The organism is Frigoribacterium sp. RIT-PI-h (assembly GCF_001297205.1).
Classification (GTDB): Bacteria; Actinomycetota; Actinomycetes; order Actinomycetales; family Microbacteriaceae; genus Frigoribacterium.
In genome coordinates, this window is record NZ_LHOZ01000065.1 from 106,502 (window position 1) to 128,232 (window position 21,731).

At 71.5% G+C, this 21,731-nt stretch carries 17 protein-coding genes and 1 pseudogene; all 18 read left to right on the forward strand.

Features of this window, described 5'->3' with window-relative positions; all coding sequences use genetic code 11:
* The first annotated feature begins 124 nt into the window (after nucleotides 1-124).
* The 18 genes and pseudogenes from metK (at nucleotide 125) to AEQ27_RS07530 (ending at nucleotide 21,658) form a co-directional block, all read left to right on the forward strand.
* Nucleotides 125-1,351, forward strand: a complete 1,227-nt coding sequence (gene metK, locus AEQ27_RS07445; protein ID WP_054146184.1) for a methionine adenosyltransferase — start codon at nucleotides 125-127, stop codon at nucleotides 1,349-1,351.
* 2 nt (nucleotides 1,352-1,353) lie between these two features.
* On the forward strand, nucleotides 1,354-3,429 hold the full coding sequence (locus tag AEQ27_RS07450) for a hypothetical protein (RefSeq protein ID WP_054146061.1): 2,076 nt from the start codon (nucleotides 1,354-1,356) through the stop codon (nucleotides 3,427-3,429).
* Between the two features lie 15 nt (nucleotides 3,430-3,444).
* Nucleotides 3,445-4,421: pseudogene (locus AEQ27_RS07455) on the forward strand (methionyl-tRNA formyltransferase).
* Entirely contained in the window at nucleotides 4,418-5,788 is a 1,371-nt protein-coding gene (locus AEQ27_RS07460; RefSeq protein ID WP_054146062.1) for an RsmB/NOP family class I SAM-dependent RNA methyltransferase, read from the forward strand. Before AEQ27_RS07455 ends, AEQ27_RS07460 begins: the two are co-directional and overlap by 4 nt.
* Before the next feature lie 9 nt (nucleotides 5,789-5,797).
* Entirely contained in the window at nucleotides 5,798-6,463 is a 666-nt protein-coding gene (rpe, locus tag AEQ27_RS07465) for a ribulose-phosphate 3-epimerase (RefSeq protein WP_054146063.1), read from the forward strand.
* The gene (locus tag AEQ27_RS07470) at nucleotides 6,460-6,723 is read left to right on the forward strand and encodes a phosphoribosyl-ATP diphosphatase (protein WP_043592769.1); all 264 of its coding nucleotides are present in this window, start codon (nucleotides 6,460-6,462) and stop codon (nucleotides 6,721-6,723) included. The genes rpe and AEQ27_RS07470 overlap by 4 nt, the downstream gene beginning before the upstream one ends.
* A 64-nt stretch (nucleotides 6,724-6,787) precedes the next feature.
* Nucleotides 6,788-7,627 (forward strand): ATP phosphoribosyltransferase, encoded by an 840-nt coding sequence (gene hisG, locus AEQ27_RS07475; protein WP_054146064.1) that lies wholly within the window; start codon nucleotides 6,788-6,790, stop codon nucleotides 7,625-7,627.
* A 2-nt stretch (nucleotides 7,628-7,629) separates the two neighbouring features.
* Nucleotides 7,630-8,436, forward strand: a complete 807-nt coding sequence (gene hisF / locus AEQ27_RS07480; protein ID WP_054146065.1) for an imidazole glycerol phosphate synthase subunit HisF — start codon at nucleotides 7,630-7,632, stop codon at nucleotides 8,434-8,436.
* A gap of 85 nt (nucleotides 8,437-8,521) precedes the next feature.
* Nucleotides 8,522-8,938, forward strand: coding sequence for a phosphoribosyl-AMP cyclohydrolase (hisI, locus tag AEQ27_RS07485; protein ID WP_054146066.1), 417 nt, complete (start codon nucleotides 8,522-8,524; stop codon nucleotides 8,936-8,938).
* Nucleotides 8,931-10,463: an anthranilate synthase component I gene (locus AEQ27_RS07490; RefSeq protein WP_369813608.1), complete on the forward strand. Its 1,533-nt coding sequence runs from the start codon at nucleotides 8,931-8,933 to the stop codon at nucleotides 10,461-10,463. Before hisI ends, AEQ27_RS07490 begins: the two co-directional genes overlap by 8 nt.
* A 23-nt stretch (nucleotides 10,464-10,486) precedes the next feature.
* Nucleotides 10,487-11,107 (forward strand): Trp biosynthesis-associated membrane protein, encoded by a 621-nt coding sequence (locus tag AEQ27_RS07495; RefSeq protein ID WP_161805505.1) that lies wholly within the window; start codon nucleotides 10,487-10,489, stop codon nucleotides 11,105-11,107.
* 81 nt (nucleotides 11,108-11,188) lie between these two features.
* Nucleotides 11,189-11,467, forward strand: coding sequence for a DUF6704 family protein (locus AEQ27_RS07500; protein ID WP_054146186.1), 279 nt, complete (start codon nucleotides 11,189-11,191; stop codon nucleotides 11,465-11,467).
* Nucleotides 11,468-12,241, forward strand: a complete 774-nt coding sequence (gene trpC, locus AEQ27_RS07505; RefSeq protein WP_054146068.1) for an indole-3-glycerol phosphate synthase TrpC — start codon at nucleotides 11,468-11,470, stop codon at nucleotides 12,239-12,241.
* Between the two features lie 2 nt (nucleotides 12,242-12,243).
* Complete coding sequence (trpB, locus tag AEQ27_RS07510) at nucleotides 12,244-13,452, forward strand: tryptophan synthase subunit beta (RefSeq protein ID WP_054146069.1); 1,209 nt, start codon at nucleotides 12,244-12,246, stop codon at nucleotides 13,450-13,452.
* The gene (gene trpA, locus AEQ27_RS07515) at nucleotides 13,449-14,255 is read left to right on the forward strand and encodes a tryptophan synthase subunit alpha (protein ID WP_054146070.1); all 807 of its coding nucleotides are present in this window, start codon (nucleotides 13,449-13,451) and stop codon (nucleotides 14,253-14,255) included. The genes trpB and trpA overlap by 4 nt, the downstream gene beginning before the upstream one ends.
* Nucleotides 14,256-14,340: 85 nt before the next feature.
* On the forward strand, nucleotides 14,341-15,342 hold the full coding sequence (gene lgt, locus AEQ27_RS07520; protein WP_054146071.1) for a prolipoprotein diacylglyceryl transferase: 1,002 nt from the start codon (nucleotides 14,341-14,343) through the stop codon (nucleotides 15,340-15,342).
* Nucleotides 15,343-15,630: 288 nt separating this feature from the next.
* A complete protein-coding gene (gene gltB, locus AEQ27_RS07525; RefSeq protein ID WP_054146072.1) occupies nucleotides 15,631-20,208 on the forward strand; it encodes a glutamate synthase large subunit in 4,578 nt (1,525 codons plus the stop codon).
* The gene (locus AEQ27_RS07530) at nucleotides 20,201-21,658 is read left to right on the forward strand and encodes a glutamate synthase subunit beta (RefSeq protein WP_054146073.1); all 1,458 of its coding nucleotides are present in this window, start codon (nucleotides 20,201-20,203) and stop codon (nucleotides 21,656-21,658) included. The genes gltB and AEQ27_RS07530 overlap by 8 nt, the downstream gene beginning before the upstream one ends.
* Nucleotides 21,659-21,731: the final 73 nt, after the last annotated feature.

The following is a 21,731-nucleotide window of genomic DNA, read 5'->3' on the forward strand; positions in this document are numbered from 1 at the left end:
CGACGACACGACCAGCCTCTCTGACGGTGGTCGGTCCTATCATCTGACGAGGCCCCCGGGAGTCCATCCCGCGGGGCCTCATCGCGTCCGCACCCCGATCGACACCCAGAGGAACACCGTGAGCCTGACCGACACGACGACCGACCCCGCCACGACGGCATCGACCTCCCTGCGACTGTTCACGTCCGAGTCGGTCACCGAGGGCCACCCCGACAAGATCTGCGACCAGATCTCGGACGGCATCCTCGACGCGCTGCTCGCGGTCGACCCCGCCAGCAGGGTCGCGGTCGAGACAATGGTCACCACGGGGCTCGTGCACGTCGCCGGCGAGGTCACGACCAAGGGCTACGTCGACATCCCGACGATCGTGCGCGACCTCATCGTGGGCATCGGCTACGACTCGTCCGCCGTGAGCTTCGACGGTCGCACCTGCGGCGTCGAGGTCTCGATCGGATCGCAGTCTCCCGACATCGCCCAGGGCGTCGACACCGCCCTGGAGGCGCGTGGCGGCGATGACGATCTGCTCAACCGTCAGGGGGCGGGCGACCAAGGCATCATGTTCGGCTACGCCACCAACGAGACGCCCCAGTTCATGCCTCTCCCGGTCTGGCTCGCCCACCGGCTGGCCGAGCGTCTCGCGGCCGTGCGCAAGTCGGGCACCCTCGACTACCTCCGGCCCGACGGCAAGACCCAGGTGACGGTCGGTTACGACGGTGTCGTACCCAAGACGGTCGACACGGTCGTCCTGTCGACGCAGCACTCACCCGCGGTCTCGAGCGAACAGCTCGAGTCCGACGTCATCGAGCACGTCATCCGCCCCGTCCTCGGCGAGGCCGGGCTCTCGTCCGCCGACACGCGGTTCATCATCAACCCGACCGGCAGGTTCGAGATCGGGGGCCCACAGGGCGACGCCGGCCTCACCGGCCGCAAGATCATCGTCGACACCTATGGCGGCGCGAGCCGTCACGGCGGGGGCGCGTTCTCGGGCAAGGACCCCTCGAAGGTCGACCGCTCCGCCGCGTACGCCATGCGCTGGGTGGCCAAGAACGCCGTCGCCGCCGGTCTCGCCGACCGGCTCGAACTCCAGGTGGCCTACGCGATCGGGCGGGCCGCACCCGTCGGTCTCTACGTCGAGACCTTCGGCACGGGGCACGTCGGCGACGACGTCATCACGGCCGCCATCGAGACGGTGTTCGACCTCCGCCCGGCGGCGATCATCCGCGACCTCGACCTGCTCCGGCCGATCTACTCGGCGACGTCGACCTACGGCCACTTCGGTCGCGACCTGCCCGACTTCACCTGGGAGGCGCTCGACCGCGTCGACGCCCTCCGGGCCGCCGCCGGGCTCTGACCGTGGCGGCGGCCCCCGCGGCCCTCGCCGAGGGCGGCCCGCGCGTCGTCCGGGCGCTGGGCGAATCGCCCCTGCCGCCGCCCGACCGGTTGTTCGACTACGCCGCGCCCGAGCGGCTGCGCGACCAGGTCGCCCCGGGCATCCGCGTCAAGTTCCCCCTCCGCTCGGCCGGACGCATCGCCGACGGATTCGTCGTCGAGGTCGCGTCGTCGTCCGAGCACGGTGGTGACCTGTCCGAGATCGAGGACGTCGTGTCGACCGTGTCGGTCCTGGCACCCGAGGTGTGGCGCCTGGCGCGTGCCGTGGCCGACCGGGCCGGCGGGTCGGCCAGCGACGTCGTGCGGCTCGCGGTCCCTCCGCGTCAGGTCCGAGTGGAGAAGGCGTACCTGGCGGCCGCCGAGAGCCCGTCCTCGCCGACACCGGAACCCGCCGACCCGACGCCGTCACCCGCGGACGCCGCGCCCACACCCGCGGACGCCGCGCCGCCCGTCCGGGACGACGATCCCGTCCCGGTCGTCGTGGGCTACCGCTCGACCGACCTCGCCGGACTCGTCGCTGCCCGTGGTCGCGCGGCGGTCGACGCCGTGCCCCTGCTGGTCGAGTTGCCCGACGGAGCCTGGGTGGGTCACTGGGCGCTGACGGCCGCCCAACTCGCCGCGGTCGCTGTCGCCGCAGGCGCGAACGCCGTGGTCGCGGTCCCCGACTACCGCGACGAAGAGCACGTCCTCCAGGCCCTCACGGCCGTCCTCCCGCCCGCCCGCGTCGTGCGGCTCGACTCACGGCAGTCCAACGCCGACCGGTACCGCGCGCTGCTCCGTGCCCGGGGCGACGAGCCCGTGGTCGTCGTCGGCAACAGGTCCGTCCTGCTCGCGCCCTCGGCCAGGCTCGGGGTCGTCGTGGTGTTCGACGACGGCGACCCGTCCTTCGGCGAGCCGCTCGCCCCCTACGTGCACGCCCGCGACACCGCCCTGCTCCGACAGGCGCAGCAAGACACGGCCCTGGTGTTCCTCGGCCACTCGCGCAGCACCGCCGTCCAGCGCCTCGTCGCGCTCGGCTTCCTGGCCGAGGTGCGTCCCGACCCGCGCTACCAGCCCCGGGTCGTGCCGCCCGTGCGTCCGGCGGCCCCGGACGGCTTCGCGGCGCAGGCTCGCCTCCCCTCGCCGGCCTATGCCGGGGCGCGGGCCGCGGCCGAGCACGGGCCCGTGCTGATCCAGGTCGCCTCTCCGGGCTACTCGCCTCGTCTGGCCTGCGTCGACTGCGGCGACACGGCGCGCTGCCTGCGCTGCAACGGCCCCCTCCAGCAGCGCGAACGCGGGGTGACCCCGGCCTGCGGCTGGTGCGGCGCCCTGGCCGTCTCGTGGCACTGCCGCACCTGTGAGGGCACGCGCATGCGGGCCGTCGGCACCGGTGCCTCGCGGACGGCCGACGAGCTCGGCAAGGCGTTCCCCGGGGTCCGCATCATCGTCTCGGACGGCACCCGGGCCCTGACCCACGTCGACGCCGACCCGGCCATCGTCGTCGCGACCCGCGGGGCCGAGCCGGTCGCCCCGGGTGGCTACCGGGCCGTCCTGCTGCTCGACGGCGAACGCATGCTCGCGCGCGAGAGCCTCCGCGTCGCCGAGGACTGCCTCCGCTGGTGGGCCAACGCCACGGCCCTGGCGGCACGACGGGCCCCGGTCGTGCTGGTCGGGGTGGGCGGCGCCATCGCCGCCGCCCTGGCCACGGGGGAGCTCGCCCGGTTCGTCTCCGCCGAGCTCGCCGATCGCCGCGTCCTGCGCTTCCCGCCGGCCGTCCGCGTGGCCACCGTGACCGGCACGGTCGACACCGTCGCGCGGGCACTCGACGACCTGCCCGACGAAGTCCGTTCCGAGACCCTCGGCCCGGTGGACGTCGAGTCCGCCGGGGTCCGTGCGATCGTCCGCTTCGACTACTCGCGGGGTCACGACGTGGCCCAGGCCCTCCGCTCCCAGGTCATCCGTGCGGCGACGGACCGGCGCAAGGCGCTCGGTCAGAAGCGCGCACGCGCCGTCCCTACACTCAGAGTGCGGTTCGACGACGTCGAGCCGTTCGCCGACTGACCCGCCAGGAACCCCATGCGCCTCGTCTTCGCCGGCAGCCCCGCCGCTGCCGTGCCCTCGCTCACCGCCCTCGCCGACGGCCCTCACGAGGTCGTCGCCGTGCTGACCCGCGACGACACCCCCCAGGGACGCCGACGCGTCCTGACCCCCACGCCCGTCGCCGTCGCGGCCGACCGCCCCGGTCTCCGCGTCGTGAAGGCCCGACGCATCACACCCGCGGTCCCGGCCGCGCTCTCGGCGCTCGATCCCGCCCTCGGCGTCGTCGTGGCCTACGGTGCCCTGCTGCGTGAGCCCCTGCTCGGTGCGCCCCGCCTCGGCTGGGTCAACCTGCACTTCTCCCTGCTGCCCGCCTGGCGCGGTGCGGCCCCCGTCCAGCGGTCGCTCATGGCGGGCGGCGCCGGGTCGGGCGCGGCGGTGTCCAGCCCGTCCCCGAACTCGCCGCGGGGGACGTCTACGGCCCCCGCGAACGCCGCCGCGACGGCACCGAGGCCGCGGGGGTGCTCCTCGCCGAACTCGCACGGTCCGGGTCCGCCCTGCTGGTCGACGTCGTCGCCCGCCTCGCCGACGGCACGGCCGTGTCGAGGGCCCAGACCGGCGAGGTCACGCTCGCCCCCAAGCTGACCCTCGCCGACGGCGTCCTCGACGTCTCGCGTCCGGCGGCCGAGCTGATCGACCGTTTCCGCGGTGTGACGCCCGAGCCCGGTGCCCGCGTCGACCTCGACGGCACGGTCCTCAAGATCACGGAGGCGCGGGTGACGTCGGTCGACGAGCCCCCTCTCGAGGCCGGTCGCCTCGAGTCCCGGGGCCGCCGTGTGCTGCTGGGCACCGCCTCCTCGCCCGTCGAGCTCGTCCGGGTGCAACCGGCGGGCAAGAAAGAGATGTCGGCAGCCGACTGGTGGCGAGGGCTGCCCGGCGGGGTCGACCGCCGCGTGACCCCGTCCACCGCGGCCGCCCGGGCCGACACCGACACCGACACGAAGAGCGCCTCATGAGCCGAGTCCAGCCCGCCCGCCAGGTCGCCCTCGACGTCCTCCGGGCCGTCGAGCAGGACGACGCCTACGCGAACCTCCTGCTGCCGCAACGCATCGTCCGGGCCCGTCTAGGAGCACAGGACGCGGGGCTCGCGACCGAACTCACCTACGGCACCCTGCGCCTCCGGGGCTACTACGACCGCGTGATCGCGCTGGCCGCCCGCCGAGGCACCGACGCGATCGACCCGGCGCTCCTCGACGTCCTGAGACTCGGCACGCACCAGCTGCTCTCGACGCGGGTGGCGGTCCATGCAGCCGTCGACGAGAGCGTCGAGCTCGCGCGTCAGGTGGGCAGCCGGTCGGGTACGGGCTTCGTGAACGGGGTGCTCCGCACCATCTCGCGGTCGACGCCCGACGAGTGGCGCGAGCGCGTCCTGGCCGGCACGACCGGTGACGACGACCGTCTGGCGGCGGAGTGGTCGCACCCCGCGTGGGTCGTGCGCGCGTTCCGCCGCTCGCTGGCCGCCGAGGGCCGTGAGGACGAACTCGTCGCCCTGCTGTCGGCCGACAACGACGCTCCGAAGGTCAGTCTCGTCGCCCTGCCCGGGCTCGCCGAGGTCTCCGAGCTCGGCGCCCCGGGCGGCCGTCTCCCGCCGCTCGCCGCGACGAGCGGTGGGGGAGACCCGGCGCAACTGACGGCCGTCCGCGAGGGGCGCGCCCGCGTGCAGGACGAAGGATCACAACTCGCGGCACTGCTGCTCAGCCGTCACCGGCCCGCCGGGCCCGGAGAACGCTGGCTCGACATGTGTGCGGGCCCCGGCGGCAAGGCCGCCCTGCTGGGCGCCGAGGCCGCTCGGGCAGGCGCCCACCTCGTCGCCAACGAGCTCGTCCCGGCCCGGGCCGGTCTCGTCCGACAGGCCCTCGAGGCCGTCCCCGGCGACGTCGAGGTGCTCGAGGGTGACGCCACCCGGTTCGGGGCGGAACAGCCCGGGGGCTTCGACCGCATCCTGCTCGACGCGCCCTGCACCGGTCTCGGGGCCCTGCGGCGACGGCCCGAGGCCCGGTGGCGCAAGCAGCCGGCCGACGTCGGACAGCTCACGGCCCTGCAGACGCGCCTGTTCGCCAGCGCACTGGACGCTCTCGCACCCGGGGGAGTCCTGGCTTACGTGACCTGCTCGCCACACACGGCCGAGACCCGCGGCGTCGTCGAGGCGGGGCTCCGGGGCCGTGACGACGACCTCGTGCTGCTCGACGCGACGGCGGGCGTCGAGCGCATCGCCGGACGGTCCGTCGACCTCGCGTCGGCACCGTTCGTCCAGCTCTGGCCGCACCGTCACGGCACCGACGCCATGTTCGTGGCCCTGATCGAGAAACGCGCCGGACGGTAGGCTCGTCCCGTGTCGATCCGCATCAGCCCCAGCATCCTCTCGGCCGACTTCGCCAACCTCGAACGCGACCTGCAGCGCATCTCGACCGCCGACCTCGTGCACGTCGACGTCATGGACGGCCACTTCGTGCCCAACCTCACCCTCGGTCTGCCCGTCGTGCAGCGTCTCGGCGAGGTCAGCCCGGTGCCGCTCGACCTGCACCTCATGATCGACGACGCCGACCACTGGGCGCCTCGCTACGCCGAGACGGGTGCCTTCTCGGTGACCTTCTCCGCCGAGGCCGCGACCGACCCCGTGTCGACGGCGCGCGCCATCCGCAGCAACGGGGCACGTGCCTCCGTCGCGGTCAAGCCGGGCACCGACCTCGAGCCCTATCTCCAGACCCTCGACGCGTACGACATGATCCTCGTCATGACCGTCGAGCCGGGCTTCGGTGGGCAGTCCTTCATGTCCGAGACGATGACCAAGCTGGCGCGCGCCCGCGACGCCGTGCGCGCCTCCGGGCTCGACGTCTGGCTCGAGGTCGACGGCGGCATCACGACCGAGACGATCGTCACCGCCGTCGAGAACGGTGCCGACACGGTGGTCGCCGGGTCCGCCGTCTACGGCGGGTCGCCCGTCGACAACATCGCTGCACTCCGGGCGGCCGCCGCGACGGTAGCCTTGACGTCGTGAAATCCTTCGACGACCTGTACCTCGAGCTCAGCGACAAGGCCCGCGACCGGCCCGAGGGGTCGGGCACCGTGGCCGAACTCGACGCCGGCGTGCACCAGATCGGCAAGAAGATCGTCGAAGAGGCCGCCGAGGTCTGGATGGCCGCCGAGTACGAGGGTGACGTCGCGACCGCCGAAGAGATCTCCCAGCTGCTCTACCACCTGCAGGTCATGATGATCGCCAAGGGCATCACCCCGGCCGACGTCTACCGACATCTCTGAGTCGGCCTCCGTCACCCCCGTTCGTCACGCCGCTCGCGCGGCACCCCAGCAGACAGAGAACCCCATGCTCCGCGTCGCAGTGCCCAACAAGGGATCGCTCAGCGAGACCGCCTCCGCCATGCTCGCCGAGGCCGGCTACACCGGTCGCCGAGACCCCAAGACCCTCCACGTCGAAGACCCGCGCAACGGCGTCGAGTTCTTCTACCTCCGTCCGCGCGACATCGCGACCTACGTGGGGTCGGGTGCCCTCGACGTCGGCATCACGGGCCGCGACCTGCTGCTCGACTCGCACTCGCCGGCCCACGAGGTCGCCCCCCTCGACTTCGGTGGCTCGACCTTCCGCTTCGCGGGCCCTCCCGGCCGTTTCGCCGATCTCCGCCAGCTCCAGGGCACCCGGGTCGCCACCAGCTACGCCGGCCTCGTCGGCTCGTTCCTCGAGAGTCACGGAGTCACGGCGACGCTCGTACCGCTCGACGGCGCCGTCGAGAGCGCGGTGCAGCTGGGCGTCGCCGACGCCGTGGCCGACGTCGTCTCGACCGGCGCCACCCTGCGTGCGGCGGGGCTCGAGATCTTCGGGCCGGTCATCCTCGAGTCGACCGCCGTCCTCATCTCGTCCGATGCCGAGGTCGACGGCCTCGCGGTCCTCCACCGTCGCCTGCAGGGCGTGCTCGTCGCCCGGCAGTACGTCCTGATGGACTACGACGTCCCGGTCGCCAAGCTCGACGCCGCGACCGCCGTGGCCGGCGGCATGGAGTCGCCGACCGTCTCCCCGCTGCACGATCGCGACTGGGCCGCCGTCCGTGTGATGGTCCCGCGGTCCGACACGAACCAGGTCATGGACGCCCTCTACGACCTCGGTGCCCGGGCCATCCTGGTCAGCCCGATCCACGCCGCGAGGCTGTAGCCGTGCCCGCCGACGACGCGGTCGCCACCGGCGCGGTCGCTGCGGACGCGTCCCTCGCCGTCCGCGTCATCCCGTGCCTCGACGTGGCCGCAGGCCGCGTGGTCAAGGGCGTCAACTTCCTCGACCTGCGAGACGCGGGCGACCCGGTCGAGCTGGCCCGCACCTACTACGAGCAGGGTGCCGACGAGATCACCTTCCTCGACGTCACGGCCACGGTCGACGAACGGTCGACCACCTACGACGTCGTCCGGGCGACCGCCGAGCAGGTCTTCATCCCGTTGACGGTCGGTGGCGGCGTTCGCACCACAGACGACGTCGCGCGGCTGCAGGCGGCCGGGGCGGACAAGATCGGCGTGAACAGCGCCGCCATCGCCCGACCCGACCTCATCGGCGAGATCGCCGACCGGTTCGGAGCACAGGCGGTCGTCCTCTCGCTCGACGTCAAGCGGTCCACCGGCACCCCGTCGGGCTTCGTCGTCACGACCCACGGCGGCCGCACCGAGACGACCCTCGACGCGCTCACCTGGGCCCGTGAGGCCATCGAACGCGGGGCGGGCGAATTGCTCGTCAACTCGATCGACGCCGACGGCACCAAACAGGGCTTCGACCTCGAACTCGTCCGTGCCATGCGCGACCTCAGTCGGGTGCCGGTCATCGCGTCCGGAGGCGCGGGTCGGCCCGAGCACTTCGCCCCCGCCATCGAGGCGGGGGCCGACGCCGCGCTCGCGGCCTCGGTCTTCCACAACGGCGAACTCACCGTCGGCCAGGTCAAGGACGAGCTGGCTCGATCCGGGGCGATCGTCCGCTGAAGCGGGCCGTCATTCCTCGGAAACCGCACCCGACCACGCGACACCGCACCGCACCGCACCACCGCATCGCACCGAGGAGCACACCATGACCGACCAGCTGACGCGTGAGACGGTCGAGCCCGTCGTCGCCCGTGCCCGGTTCGACGCGTCGGGCCTGCTGCCCGCCATCATCCAGCAGGAGGGCACGAAGGACGTGCTCATGATGGGTTGGATGGACGCCGAGGCGCTCCGCCGCACGCTCACCGAGGGGCGCGTCACCTTCTGGTCCCGGTCTCGTCAGGAGTACTGGCGGAAGGGCGACACGTCCGGTCACGCCCAGTTCGTCCGCGCCGCCGCCCTCGACTGCGACGACGACGTGCTGCTCGTCACCGTCGAGCAGATCGGTGCGGCCTGTCACACGGGTTCCCATTCCTGTTTCGAGGTCGACCCGCTCGAGCCGGCCACCGCCTCCTCGTCCCTGCCGTCCGGCGACACCGACCCCACCGGAGGCCTCCGTGGCTGACGCCCCGATCCGCACCTCGACGACCCGGGCCCAGTTCGACGCGCGGCTGGCCGGCCACCGGGTCGTCCCGGTCGTGCGCGACCTCTTCGCCGACGGCGAGACCCCGGTCGGGGTGTACCGCAAGCTGGCGGACGGCCGGCCCGGCAGCTTCCTGCTCGAGTCGGCGGCCCAGGGCGGCATCTGGTCCCGGTGGTCCTTCGTGGGCGTCTCGTCCTTCGGCGTCCTCACAGCCGACCACGGCGAAGCTCGGTGGATCGACTACGGCATCGACCGCGAGCGGGCCCTGGGTGACGCCACGGGCCGCCCGCTCGAGGTGCTCTCCGCCCTGCACCACCGGTGGGCCACCCCGCGCATCGACGGGATGCCGCCCCTCACCGGCGGCCTGGTCGGTTTCATCGGCTGGGAGGCCGTACGAGAGCTCGAGCACCTGCCCGACGGGCCGCCTGCCGAGTTCACGGTGCCCTCTCAGGCGCTCAGCTTCGTCTCCGAGCTCGTGGCCCTCGACCACCGCACGGGTGCCGTCCTGCTCGTCGCGACCGCGTTGAACGACGGCACCGACGACCCCGACGACCTGTGGGCCGACGCGCAGTCGCGACTCGACGACCTGCAGTCCCGCCTCGCGGCCCCGAGCGAGGCCTTCCTGTCCGACGTCGACCTGACCATCGAGGCCACGCCCACTCGACGCTCGACCGACGACGAGTACGCGCACGCCATCCAGCGGTCGAAGCAGTTCATCCACGACGGCGACGTCTTCCAGGTCGTCATCTCCCAGCGCTTCGACCACGAGGTCACGGCCGAACCGCTCGACGTCTACCGGGTGCTGCGGACGCTCAACCCCAGCCCGTACATGTACCTGGTGACGCTCGACGACGTGCAGGGCCGTCCGTACACCATCGTCGGCTCGTCGCCCGAGGCGCTGGTCAAGGTCGACGGCCGCCGGGCCTACACGCATCCCATCGCCGGGTCGAAGCCCCGGGGCGGGTCGCCCGACGAGGACCAGCGCTACGCCGACGAGCTCGCCTCGGACGAGAAAGAACGCGCCGAGCACCTCATGCTGGTCGACTTGGCCCGCAACGACCTGCTCAAGGTGTGCACGCCCGGCACCGTCGAGGTCACCGAGTTCATGCAGGTCGAACGGTTCAGCCACATCATGCACCTCGTGTCCAGCGTCGAGGGCGACCTGGCCCCCGGCAAGGACGCCATCGACGCGTTCCGGGCCACCTTCCCGGCCGGGACGCTGTCGGGTGCCCCCAAGCCGCGGGCCCTCGAGATCATCGACGAGCTCGAGCCGGCCCAGCGCGGCGTCTACGGGGGAGTGGTCGGTTACTTCGACTTCGCCGGCTCTGCCGACGTCGCGATCGCGATCCGCACCGTCCTCCTGCAGGACGGCGTGGCCCGCGTCCAGGCGGGCGCCGGACTCGTCGCCGACAGCGACCCGGTCGCCGAGAACCAGGAGGCGCGCAACAAGGCCGCGGCCCCCTTGCGTGCCGTCGCGGTCGCCAACGCCATGACACGGCTCCGCTGATGCCCGCTCGTCGCCTCAAGCTCATGACGATCTCGGCAGGCATCCTGCTCGCGGGGCTCGCCCTGCTGTCCTGGACGCAGGACTGGTTCCACGTCGTCGTCGCGTCACCCCAGGGTGGAGACCTGCCCCTCGACATCGCCGGCGACGTCGCCGGTGCGCCGTTGTCCGCCCTCTCGCTGGCCAGCCTGGCACTCTTCGGGGCGCTCACGATCGCCGGTCGGGTGTTCCGCGTCGTCCTGGGGGTGCTGCAGGTGGCGCTGGGAGTCAGCGTCGTCGTCACGACGGCGACGGCCCTGGCCGACCCCGTGCGCGCGTCGGGCAGCGCCGTGACGACCGCCACGGGCGTCGACGGCACCGACTCGATCCGGGGCATCGTCTCGTCGGTCGAGCCGACGGCCTGGCCCTGGCTCGGGCTCGTGGCCGGCGTGCTGGCCGCACTCCTCGGCGTCGCCACCGTGCTCCTCGCGGGCGCCTGGCCCCAGGCCACCCGGAAGTACTCCGCGACGCGACTCGTCGCAGCAGATCCTGCGGCCGATCCCGCGGCCGCCTGGGACGCGCTCTCGGGCGGCGACGACCCGACCGACGCCCCCTCGCGCCCCGACGAGGGCGGGTCGAGCCCCACCGAGCCGGGCCGTACCCGGTAGACTCGGCCCCCGTACCGACCTGATCCAAGGAGCACTGTGAGCACGAACACGACGAGCACCCCCTCCGGTGGCGACGCGCCCCTGAAGAACGCCCCGGCGAAGGTCGACTCCGGCTCGAAGGGCCGCGACACCGAGACGGCCGACGACCTCGGGCACGGCAACTCGCCCGCGGCCTGGACCGCCGTGGTCATCATGCTGGTCGGCTTCGCCATCGGCACCCTGGCGTTCTTCCTCGACGTCCCGTGGATCGTCTGGGCCTCCGCCGGCCTGGTCGTCGTCGGACTGATCGTGGGTCTGGTGCTCAAGAAGGCCGGTTACGGAGTGGGCGGCCACCGCTACGTTCCGAAGGCCCACAACTAGGTGCTCGACGACCTGTACGCGGGTGCGGTGGCCGACGCCGCAGCACGCCGTGAGTCCCTTCCGTTCGCCGCCGTCGAGGCGGCGGCTCTGTCGCGCGACCCCGCCCTCGACGCCCGCGCCGCCCTCGCCCCGGCCGACCGCGTCAAGGTCATCGCCGAGGTCAAGCGTGCGAGCCCGTCTCGCGGCCACCTCTCGACCATCGCCGACCCGGCGTCATTGGCCGTCTCCTACGCGGCCGGGGGAGCGAGCGCGATCAGCGTGCTCACCGAGGGCCGCAAGTTCAAGGGCTCCCTCGCCGATCTCGAAGCGGTCCGCGCCGCCGTCGACGTCCCCGTCCTCCGCAAGGACTTCATCGCCGACGCGTACCAGGTCTTCGAGGCCAGGGCGGCCGGTGCCGACCTCGTCCTGCTGATCGTGGCCGGGCTCGAGCAGCCCCGTCTCGTCGAGTTGCACGACCTCGTGCGGCAGCTCGGCATGACGGCCCTGATCGAGGCGCACTCCGCCGACGAGGTGTCACGAGGCCTCGATGCCGGCGCCACCGTCCTCGGCGTCAACGCGCGCGACCTGACGACCTTCGAACTAGACCGTGACCTGTTCGGTCGCCTGTCCGACTCGATCCCGTCGGGCGTCACCCGCGTCGCCGAGTCGGCCGTCTCGTCTCCCGACGACGTCGCCCACTACCGTCGCTCGGGTGCCGACGTCGTTCTCGTGGGCGAGGCCCTCGTGACCCACGGCGACCCCGCCGACGCCATCACCCGCTTCCTGGAGGTCTGACCATGGCATTACGCGACGAGACGGGCCCGTACTTCGGTTCGTTCGGTGGGCGCTTCGTGCCCGAGTCCCTCGTGGCCGCTCTCGACGAGCTCGACGCGGCCTACAAGGCCGCAGCCGTCGACCCCGAGTTCGCCGCCGAGTTGACGGCTCTGCACGCCACCTACACGGGTCGGCCGTCGATCATCACCGAGGTGCCGCGGTTCGCCCAGCACGCAGGCGGCGCCCGCATCATCCTGAAGCGTGAAGACCTCAACCACACGGGCTCGCACAAGATCAACAACGTGCTCGGGCAGGCCCTGCTGGCCCGCAAACTCGGCAAGACCCGTCTGATCGCCGAGACCGGTGCGGGTCAACACGGCGTCGCCACGGCCACCGCGGCCGCCCTCTTCGGCATGGAGTGCGTCGTCTACATGGGGCAGGTCGACACCGAGCGCCAGGCGCTCAACGTCGCGCGGATGCGCCTGCTCGGGGCCGAGGTGGTCTCGGTCACGACCGGCTCCCGCACCCTCAAGGACGCCATCAACGACGCCATGCGCGACTGGGTCGCCAGCGTCGACACCACGCACTACGTGCTGGGCACCGTCGCCGGCCCGCACCCCTTCCCCGCCATGGTGCGCGACTTCCACAAGATCATCGGCGAAGAGGCCCGCCAGCAGGTCCTCGACCTGACCGGTGCGCTGCCCGACGCCGTCACGGCCTGCGTCGGCGGCGGCTCGAACGCGATGGGCATCTTCCATGCGTTCCTCGACGATCCCTCGGTCCGGCTCTTCGGCTTCGAGGCCGGCGGCGACGGCGTCGAGACGGGCCGCCACGCGGCCTCGATCACGCTCGGCCGCATCGGCAACCTGCAGGGCACCAAGTCCTACCTCATGCAAGACGAGGACGGTCAGACCCTCGAGAGCCACTCCATCTCGGCAGGTCTCGACTACCCGAGCGTCGGCCCGGAGCACGCCTGGCTGTCCGAGTCGGGTCGGGCCGAGTACCAGCCGATCACCGACGACGAGGCCATGCAGGCTTTCCGTCTGCTCTCGCAGACCGAGGGCATCATGCCGGCCATCGAGTCGGCACACGCCCTGGCGGGCACGATCAAGCTCGGCCTCGAGCACCCCGACTGGACGATCCTGGTCTCTCTCAGCGGGCGTGGCGACAAGGACGTCTCGACCGCGAGCCGGTACTTCGGCGTCCTCGACGAGAAGGCGCAGCAGCTGTGACCGCGCCGGGCGCCAGCAAGGTCGGCGACGCGATCCGGGCTCGGCGAGATGCCGGGAGCGGTGCCGTCGTGGGGTACCTGCCCGTCGGGTTCCCCGACCTCGACACGAGCATCGACGCCGCGGTGGCGATGGCCGAGAACGGCATCGACGTCATCGAACTGGGCATCCCGTACTCCGACCCGGTGATGGACGGGCCGGTGATCCAGGCTGCGACGCAGCGGTCCCTCGCCGAAGGGTTCCGCGTGCGCGACGTCTTCACGGCGATCCGCGAGATCACCTCGCGCGTCGACGCCCCCGTCATCCCCATGACCTACTGGAACCCGGTCGAGCAGTACGGCGTCCAGCGCTTCGCCGACGATCTCGCGGCCGCGGGCGGTGCCGGGCTCATCACCCCCGACCTGATCCCCGACGAAGCCGACGCATGGATGTCCGCCGCCCTGGCCGCCGATCTCGACCGCGTCTTCCTGGCCGCTCCGTCGTCCAGCGAATCGCGCCTCCGACAGGCCGTCGCGAGCAGTCGCGGCTTCGTCTACACCGTCTCGACGATGGGCATCACGGGTGCCCGCACCGACGTCGACGCAGCGGCCAGCACGCTCGTCGCCCGACTCCGCGAGGTGGGCGTCGAGAACGCCTGTGTCGGCCTCGGCATCTCCACCGCCCAGCAGGTCCGAGAAGTGCTCGAATACGCCGACGGCGCCATCATCGGTTCGGCCTTCGTGCGCGCCCTCGCCGACGGCGGGGTCGAACGCCTCGCCGAGGTCTCCGCCGGCCTCTCGTCCGGCGCGGCCCCGTCCGCTTCCTGACCTTCTCGGGGCCGACGCCCTGGCGCTAGAGTCGTCATCCGTCGGGTGACCGACGCCCCGCACCCCTCCGAAAGGCACCACGCCCGTGTTCGTTCCCCTGAGCATCCCGAGCCCGTCGGCCGCCTGGCAGTACTTCGACGTCACCGCCTGGTTGAATTCGACCTTCGGGGCTTCGCTGCCCGGCTCGCTGCGCATCCACGCCTACGCCCTCTGCATCCTCGTCGGCATCGTCGCGGCGGTCGTCATCACGAACCACCGCCTCAACCGGCAGGGGGCCGAGAAGGGCATCGTCATCGACGTGGCCATCTGGGCCGTGGTCTTCGGCATCGCGGGGGGACGCCTCTTCCACGTCATCACCCACCCGGCGGACTACTTCTCGTCGCCCGACCAGTACATCCACGTCCTGTTCGTGTGGGAGGGCGGCCTCGCCATCTACGGAGCTCTCCTGTTGGGCGCCGTGGGCGTCTGGCTCGGCTGCCGCTTCACCGGTCTGCGGTTCACGGTGTTCGCCGACGCCCTCGCCCCCGGACTGCTCGTCGCGCAGGCCTTCGGACGCCTCGGCAACTGGTTCAACCACGAGCTCTTCGGCATGCCGACCGACCTGCCCTGGGGCCTCGAGATCGAGTCGACGAACGCCGCCTACCCGACCGGCCTGCCCGAGGGCACGCTCTTCCACCCCACGTTCCTGTACGAGATCGTCTGGATGCTCGCCGGGGTCGCGATCCTGTTGCTCCTCGAGAAGAAGGCCCCGATGCAGTGGGGTCGGTCGCTCGCCTTCTACCTGATCTGGTACGGCATCGGCCGCGCCTGGTTCGAGTCGATCCGCACCGATCCCAGCCTCCTGTTCTTCGGCATCCGGACGAACGTCTGGATGAGCTTCTTCGCCGTCGTCCTCGGCATCGTCCTCTTCGTCGTCGCCGCACGTCGTCACACCGGCACCGTTCCCGGCCCCTACGTGCCCGGTCGCGCACCGAGCGAGCGGGCGTCTGCTGTAGACTCCGACGACACGTACACGGAGAACGACGAACCCGAGTTGGTCACCGTCGGCGCATCGGACGACAACACCGATCGCTCACCGCGTCCCTAGGTCGTCCACTCCACGACGACCGCGGGCCCGGCGCCCCACCGTCGTGGCGCCCGATCCTCTCCACCCCATCCCGGTGCGAACGATCCGCCCGCGACACGGTTCTGTGCACGCACCCGCGCCTCGTAAGATCGAGCGCAGTCGGCCCCTCCTGCCGGCGTGCACGCCCACGGTCGCCACGAGCCGACCTCTCCCGCCGAGTCGGGGCCGCCCACAGACCGCGGCCCCGTGAGGCACCTCGGGCCGACGTCGTCCCGCCCCCTGTCGGATCTCTTCGTGAGGACGGATTCCATGGCTCTCACGCCAGCACACCAGCAGTTCAGCACGGTCCCGGAGGCCAGCGGCCTGTACGACCCGCGCAACGAGAAGGACGCCTGCGGCCTCGCCATGGTCGCGACCCTCCGCGGAACCCCTGGCCACGACATCGTCGACACCGCCCTCCGCGCCCTTCGGAACCTCGAGCACCGAGGCGCCGTCGGCTCCGACGCCGGCACCGGCGACGGTGCGGGCATCCTCTGCCAGGTGCCGGACGAGTTCCTCCGCCACGAGGTCGACTTCGACCTGCCGCCGGCAGGTCAGTACGCGGTGGGCATCGCCTACCTGCCTCTCGACGAGCAGGAGCGCTCCGAGCTGAAGACGGGCATCGAGCGCATCGCCGACCTCGAGCACCTCGACGTGCTCGGCTGGCGCGAGGTCCCCGTCCGACCCGAAGAGCTGGGCACTCTCGCGCGGAACGCCATGCCCGCCTTCGAGCAGCTCTTCCTCGCCAGCAGGCACCACGACGCCGACGGCGTCCCGCTCGCCGGAGTCGCGCTGGACCGCCAGGCGTTCCGGCTTCGCAAGCGTGCCGAGCGCAAACTCTCGGCCTACTTCACCTCGCTGGGCAGCCGGACCATGGTCTACAAGGGCATGGTCACCACGTTGCAGCTGGAGCCGTTCTACCCCGACCTGAGCGACGAGCGCTTCGCGTCCAAGCTCGCCATCGTGCACTCTCGCTACTCGACGAACACGTTCCCGTCCTGGCCGCTGGCGCAACCGTTCCGCATGATCGCGCACAACGGCGAGATCAACACGGTGCGGGGCAACCGCAACTGGATGCGCGCCCGTCAGTCCCAGCTCGAGAACGAGCTGATCGGCGACCTCAAGCCCATCCTCCCGATCGTCAGCCCGGGGGCGAGCGACTCGGCGTCGTTCGACGAGGTCGTCGAACTGCTCAGCCTGACCGGCCGGTCGCTGCCGCACGCGGTCATGATGATGGTGCCCGAGGCGTGGGAGAACCAGGTCGACATCGACCCCACCCTGCGCGACTTCTACGAGTACCACTCCATGCTCATGGAGGCGTGGGACGGCCCGGCGGCCATCACGTTCACCGACGGCACGCACGTCGGTGCCACCCTCGACCGGAACGGTCTGCGCCCGGGCCGCTACCTCGTCACCGACGACGGCCTCGTGGTCCTCGCGAGCGAGATCGGCGTCATCGACGTCGATCCCGCCAAGGTGGTCCGCAAGGGTCGGCTCCGCCCCGGCAAGATGTTCCTGGTCGACACCGAGGCCGGGCGCATCATCGAGGACGACGAGATCAAGCGCGATCTCGCCACGGCGGCGCCGTACGGCGAGTGGCTCGCCGAGGGACGCATCCACCTCTCCGAGCTGCCCGAGCGTGAGCACATCGTGCACACCCCCGCGTCGGTCACCCGCCGTCAGCGCACCTTCGGGTACACCGAAGAAGAGGTCCGCATCCTGCTGACCCCGATGGCGAAGACCGGTGCGGAGCCCCTGGGGGCCATGGGAAGCGACACGCCGATCGCCGTCCTGTCAGAGCGCCCGCGCCTCCTGTTCGACTACTTCACGCAGCAGTTCGCCCAGGTGACGAACCCGCCTCTCGACTCGATCCGCGAGTCGGTGGTCACGTCGCTCAAGCTGGGCCTCGGCCCCGAGCGGAACCTGCTCGCCGCGACTCCAGAGCACGCCCGTCAGGTGATCCTGGACTTCCCGGTCATCGACAACGACGAGCTCGCGAAGATCCAGCACATCGACCCGAGCCCCGGGTCCCGCAAGACGTCGACCATCCGTGGGCTCTACCGGGCGGACAAGGGTCCGCGGGCGCTCGAGAAGCGCATCGCCGCCATGTGCAACGAGGTGGACGACGCCATCGAGGCCGGCGCCGAGTTCATCGTGCTCTCCGACCGCGACTCGAACGCCGACTTCGCCCCCGTACCGTCGCTCCTCATGATCGCCGCGGTTCACCATCACCTGATCCGCACCGAGAACCGCATGAAGGTCGGCCTGATCGTCGAGGCCGGCGACGTGCGCGAGGTGCACCACGTGGCCACCCTGATCGGCTACGGCGCGTCCGCGGTCAACCCGTACCTCGCGATGGAGACCTGCGAGAACCTCGTGCGCGCGGGCATGATCACGGGGTTGAGCCCCGAGGACGCCGTGCACAACCTCATCAAGGCGCTCGGCAAGGGTGTGCTGAAGATCATGTCGAAGATGGGCATCTCGACGGTGTCGAGCTACGCCGCGGCACAGGCGTTCGAGGCCGTGGGCCTCAGCCAGGAGTTCGTCGACACCTACTTCACCGGAACCTCGTCGATGCTCGGCGGCGTCGGCATCGACGTCATCGCGGCCGAGAACAAGCAGCGTCACACGAGCGCCTACCCCAGCGACGGCTCCGTCATCGCCCACGAGCGGCTGGCCACGGGCGGCGAGTACCAGTGGCGCCGCGAGGGCCCTCGTCACCTCTTCAACCCCGACACCGTGTTCCGGCTGCAGCACGCCACGCGCACGCGCCGCTACGACATCTTCCGTGAGTACACCAAGCTGGTCGACGACCAGGCCGAGCAGCTGATGACGCTGCGCGGGCTGTTCCGGCTCAAGCACGGCGTGCGGCCGCCCGTACCGCTCGACGAGGTCGAGCCCATCGAGGCGATCGTCAAGCGGTTCTCGACAGGGGCGATGAGCTACGGCTCGATCTCGCAAGAAGCCCACGAAACGCTCGCGATCGCGATGAACCGCCTCGGCGGGAAGTCCAACACCGGCGAGGGCGGTGAGGACGTCGACCGTCTGCTCGACCCCGAGCGCCGCAGTGCCGTCAAGCAGGTGGCCTCCGGCCGGTTCGGCGTCACGAGCATGTACCTGACGCACGCCACCGACATCCAGCTGAAGATGGCGCAGGGCGCCAAGCCCGGCGAGGGCGGTCAGCTGCCGCCGACCAAGGTCTCCCCCGGGGCCGCGCGCCCCCGCCACGCCACGGCGGGCGTGGGCCTCATCTCGCCGCCGCCGCACCACGACATCTACTCGATCGAAGACCTGAAGCAGCTCATCTTCGACGTCAAGCGTGCCAACCCCAAGGCCCGCGTCCACGTCAAGCTCGTGAGCCAGTCGGGCATCGGTGCCGTCGCGGCGGGGGTCACGAAGGCCCTGGCCGACGTCGTGCTCGTGTCCGGTCACGACGGGGGCACCGGCGCCAGTCCGCTGAACTCGCTGAAGCACGCGGGCACGCCCTGGGAGATCGGCTTGGCCGAGACCCAGCAGACCCTGATGCTGAACGGGATGCGCGACCGTGTCGTCGTGCAGGTCGACGGTCAGATGAAGACCGGTCGCGACGTCCTCATCGCCGCCCTGCTCGGCGGCGAGGAGTTCGGCTTCGCGACCGCGCCGCTCATCGTCGAGGGCTGCATCATGATGAGGGTCTGCCACCTCGACACCTGCCCGGTGGGCGTGGCGACGCAGAACCCCGAGCTCCGTGCCCGGTTCTCGGGCAAGCCCGAGTTCGTCGTCAACTTCTTCGAGTTCCTCGCCCAGGAGGTGCGTGAGTACCTGGCCGCCCTGGGGTTCCGCAGCCTCGACGAGGCCATCGGCCGGACGGACGTCCTCGACGTCGACCGCGCCGTCGACCACTGGAAGGCCTCGGGTCTCGACCTCGCCCCGGTGCTGGTCGGGCCGACCTTCGCCGACGACGAGCCCCGCCGCAACCACACCACGCAGGACCACGGCCTCGACGAGCACTTCGACGTCCAGTTGATCGAGCGCAGCGCCGATGTGCTCGAGAACGGCGGACACGTCGAGATCACCCTGCCCATCCGCAACACCGAGCGCGCGGTCGGCACCATGCTCGGGCACGAGGTCACCCTGCGACACGGCGAGCACGGGCTGCCCGACGGCAGCATCGAGATCAACCTCAGCGGTTCGGCCGGTCAGTCGCTCGGCGCCTTCCTGCCCTCCGGCATCACGCTGCGACTCGAGGGCGACAGCAACGACTACGTGGGCAAGGGCCTCTCCGGCGGCAACGTCGTCGTGCGCCCGCCCCGCGGCAGCGCGTTCGCCGCCGAGGAGAACGTCATCGCCGGCAACGTCATCGGCTACGGTGCCACCCAGGGCAGCATGTTCCTGCGCGGCATCGTGGGGGAGCGCTTCCTGGTCCGCAACTCCGGGGCCAGCGCGGTCGCCGAGGGCGTGGGCGACCACGCGCTCGAGTACATGACGGGCGGCCTCGCCGTCATCCTGGGCGACACGGGCCGCAACCTGGGTGCGGGCATGTCGGGAGGCACGGCCTACGTGCACCGGCTCAAGCCCGAACGGGTCAACGCCGAGGCGCTCGCGTCGGGTGAACTCGAACTCCACCCGCTCGGCAGCGCCGACGTCGAGATCCTCACCGATCTGCTGCAGCGGCACCTGACCGAGACCGGATCGCCCGTGGCCCAGCGCATGCTCGACGACCTCGACGCCACCATGGCCGAGTTCGTCAAGGTGCTGCCCCGCGACTACGCCGCCGTCCTCGCCACCCGGCAGACGGCCGTCGACGAGGGTCTCGACCCCGATGGCGACGAGACATGGAAGAGAATCCTGGAGGTGACCGGTGGCTGACCCCAAAGGCTTCCTGAAGACGCAGTCCCGCGAGCTGCCCAAGCGCCGACCCGTGTCGGTCCGGCTCATGGACTGGAAAGAGGTCTACGAGCAACAAGAGAGCGGTGAACTGCGTCGTCAGGCGGGCCGCTGCATGGACTGTGGTGTTCCGTTCTGCCACCAGGGCTGCCCGCTGGGCAACCTGATCCCCGAGTGGAACGACCTCATGTGGCGCGGCGAGGGCCGTCAGGCCATCGAGCGATTGCACGCGACCAACAACTTCCCCGAGTTCACGGGTCGTCTCTGCCCCGCGCCGTGCGAGTCCTCCTGCGTGCTGGGGATCAACCAGCCCCCGGTGACGATCAAGCAGGTCGAGGTCTCGATCATCGACCAGGCCTTCGCCAACGGCTGGGTCACCCCGCACCCGCCCGAGCGCCTGACCGGCAAGACCGTCGCGGTGGTCGGTTCGGGCCCCGCCGGACTCGCGGCTGCCCAGCAGCTCACCCGCGCGGGCCACACGGTCGCCGTGTACGAGCGCGAGGACCGCATCGGCGGACTGCTGCGCTACGGCATCCCCGACTTCAAGATGGAGAAGAAGCAACTCGAGCAGCGCATCGCCCAGATGCAGGCCGAGGGCACGCGCTTCCGCGCCCGGGTCGAGATCGGCCGCGACATCGCCTGGGACGACCTCCGGGCCCGCTACGACGCCGTCGTCGTCGCGACGGGGGCCACGGTTCCCCGCGACCTGCCGATCCCGGGGCGCGACCTGTCCGGCATCCACTTCGCCATGGACTACCTCGTGCAGCAGAACAAGGCCGGCGCGGGCGACGCGGTGTCCGACCAGATCACGGCCGAGGGCAAGCACGTCGTCGTCCTGGGGGGCGGGGACACCGGTGCGGACTGCATCGGCACCGCGCACCGTCAGGGTGCTCTCTCGGTGACCAACCTCGCGATCGGCCAACAGCCGCCCGAAGAACGCCCCGAGGCCCAGCCGTGGCCGATGTTCCCCACGCTGTTCGAGGTGTCCAGCGCCCACGAAGAGGGCGGCGAGCGGGTCTACCTGGCCTCGACGGTCGAGTTCCTGACGAACGAGGTCGGAGAGGTGCGGGCCATCCGCGTCGCCGAGACCGAGTACGTCGACGGGCGGCGGGTCCCCAAGGCCGGCACCGAACGCGAGGTCCCCGCCGACCTCGTCCTCCTCGCCCTCGGTTTCACCGGGCCCGAGCGCGACACGATCGAGGAGCAGCTGCGGCTCACCTTCGACGGTCACGGATCCCTCGAGCGCGGTGCCACGTACGAGACCGGCGAGCCCGGCGTCTTCGTGACCGGTGACGCCGGCCGCGGGCAGTCGCTCATCGTCTGGGCGATCGCCGAGGGTCGGGCCACGGCCTCGGCCGTCGACGCCTACCTCGAGGGCGAGACCGTGCTGCCCTTCCCGGTGAAGCCCACCGATCGGTCGATCTCGGTCTGATCCGGCCTTCCGACGGGAATAGGGTGGGAGTCGGGCTGTAGTCGTCCCACCCCCTTTCCCCCCACACGAACGG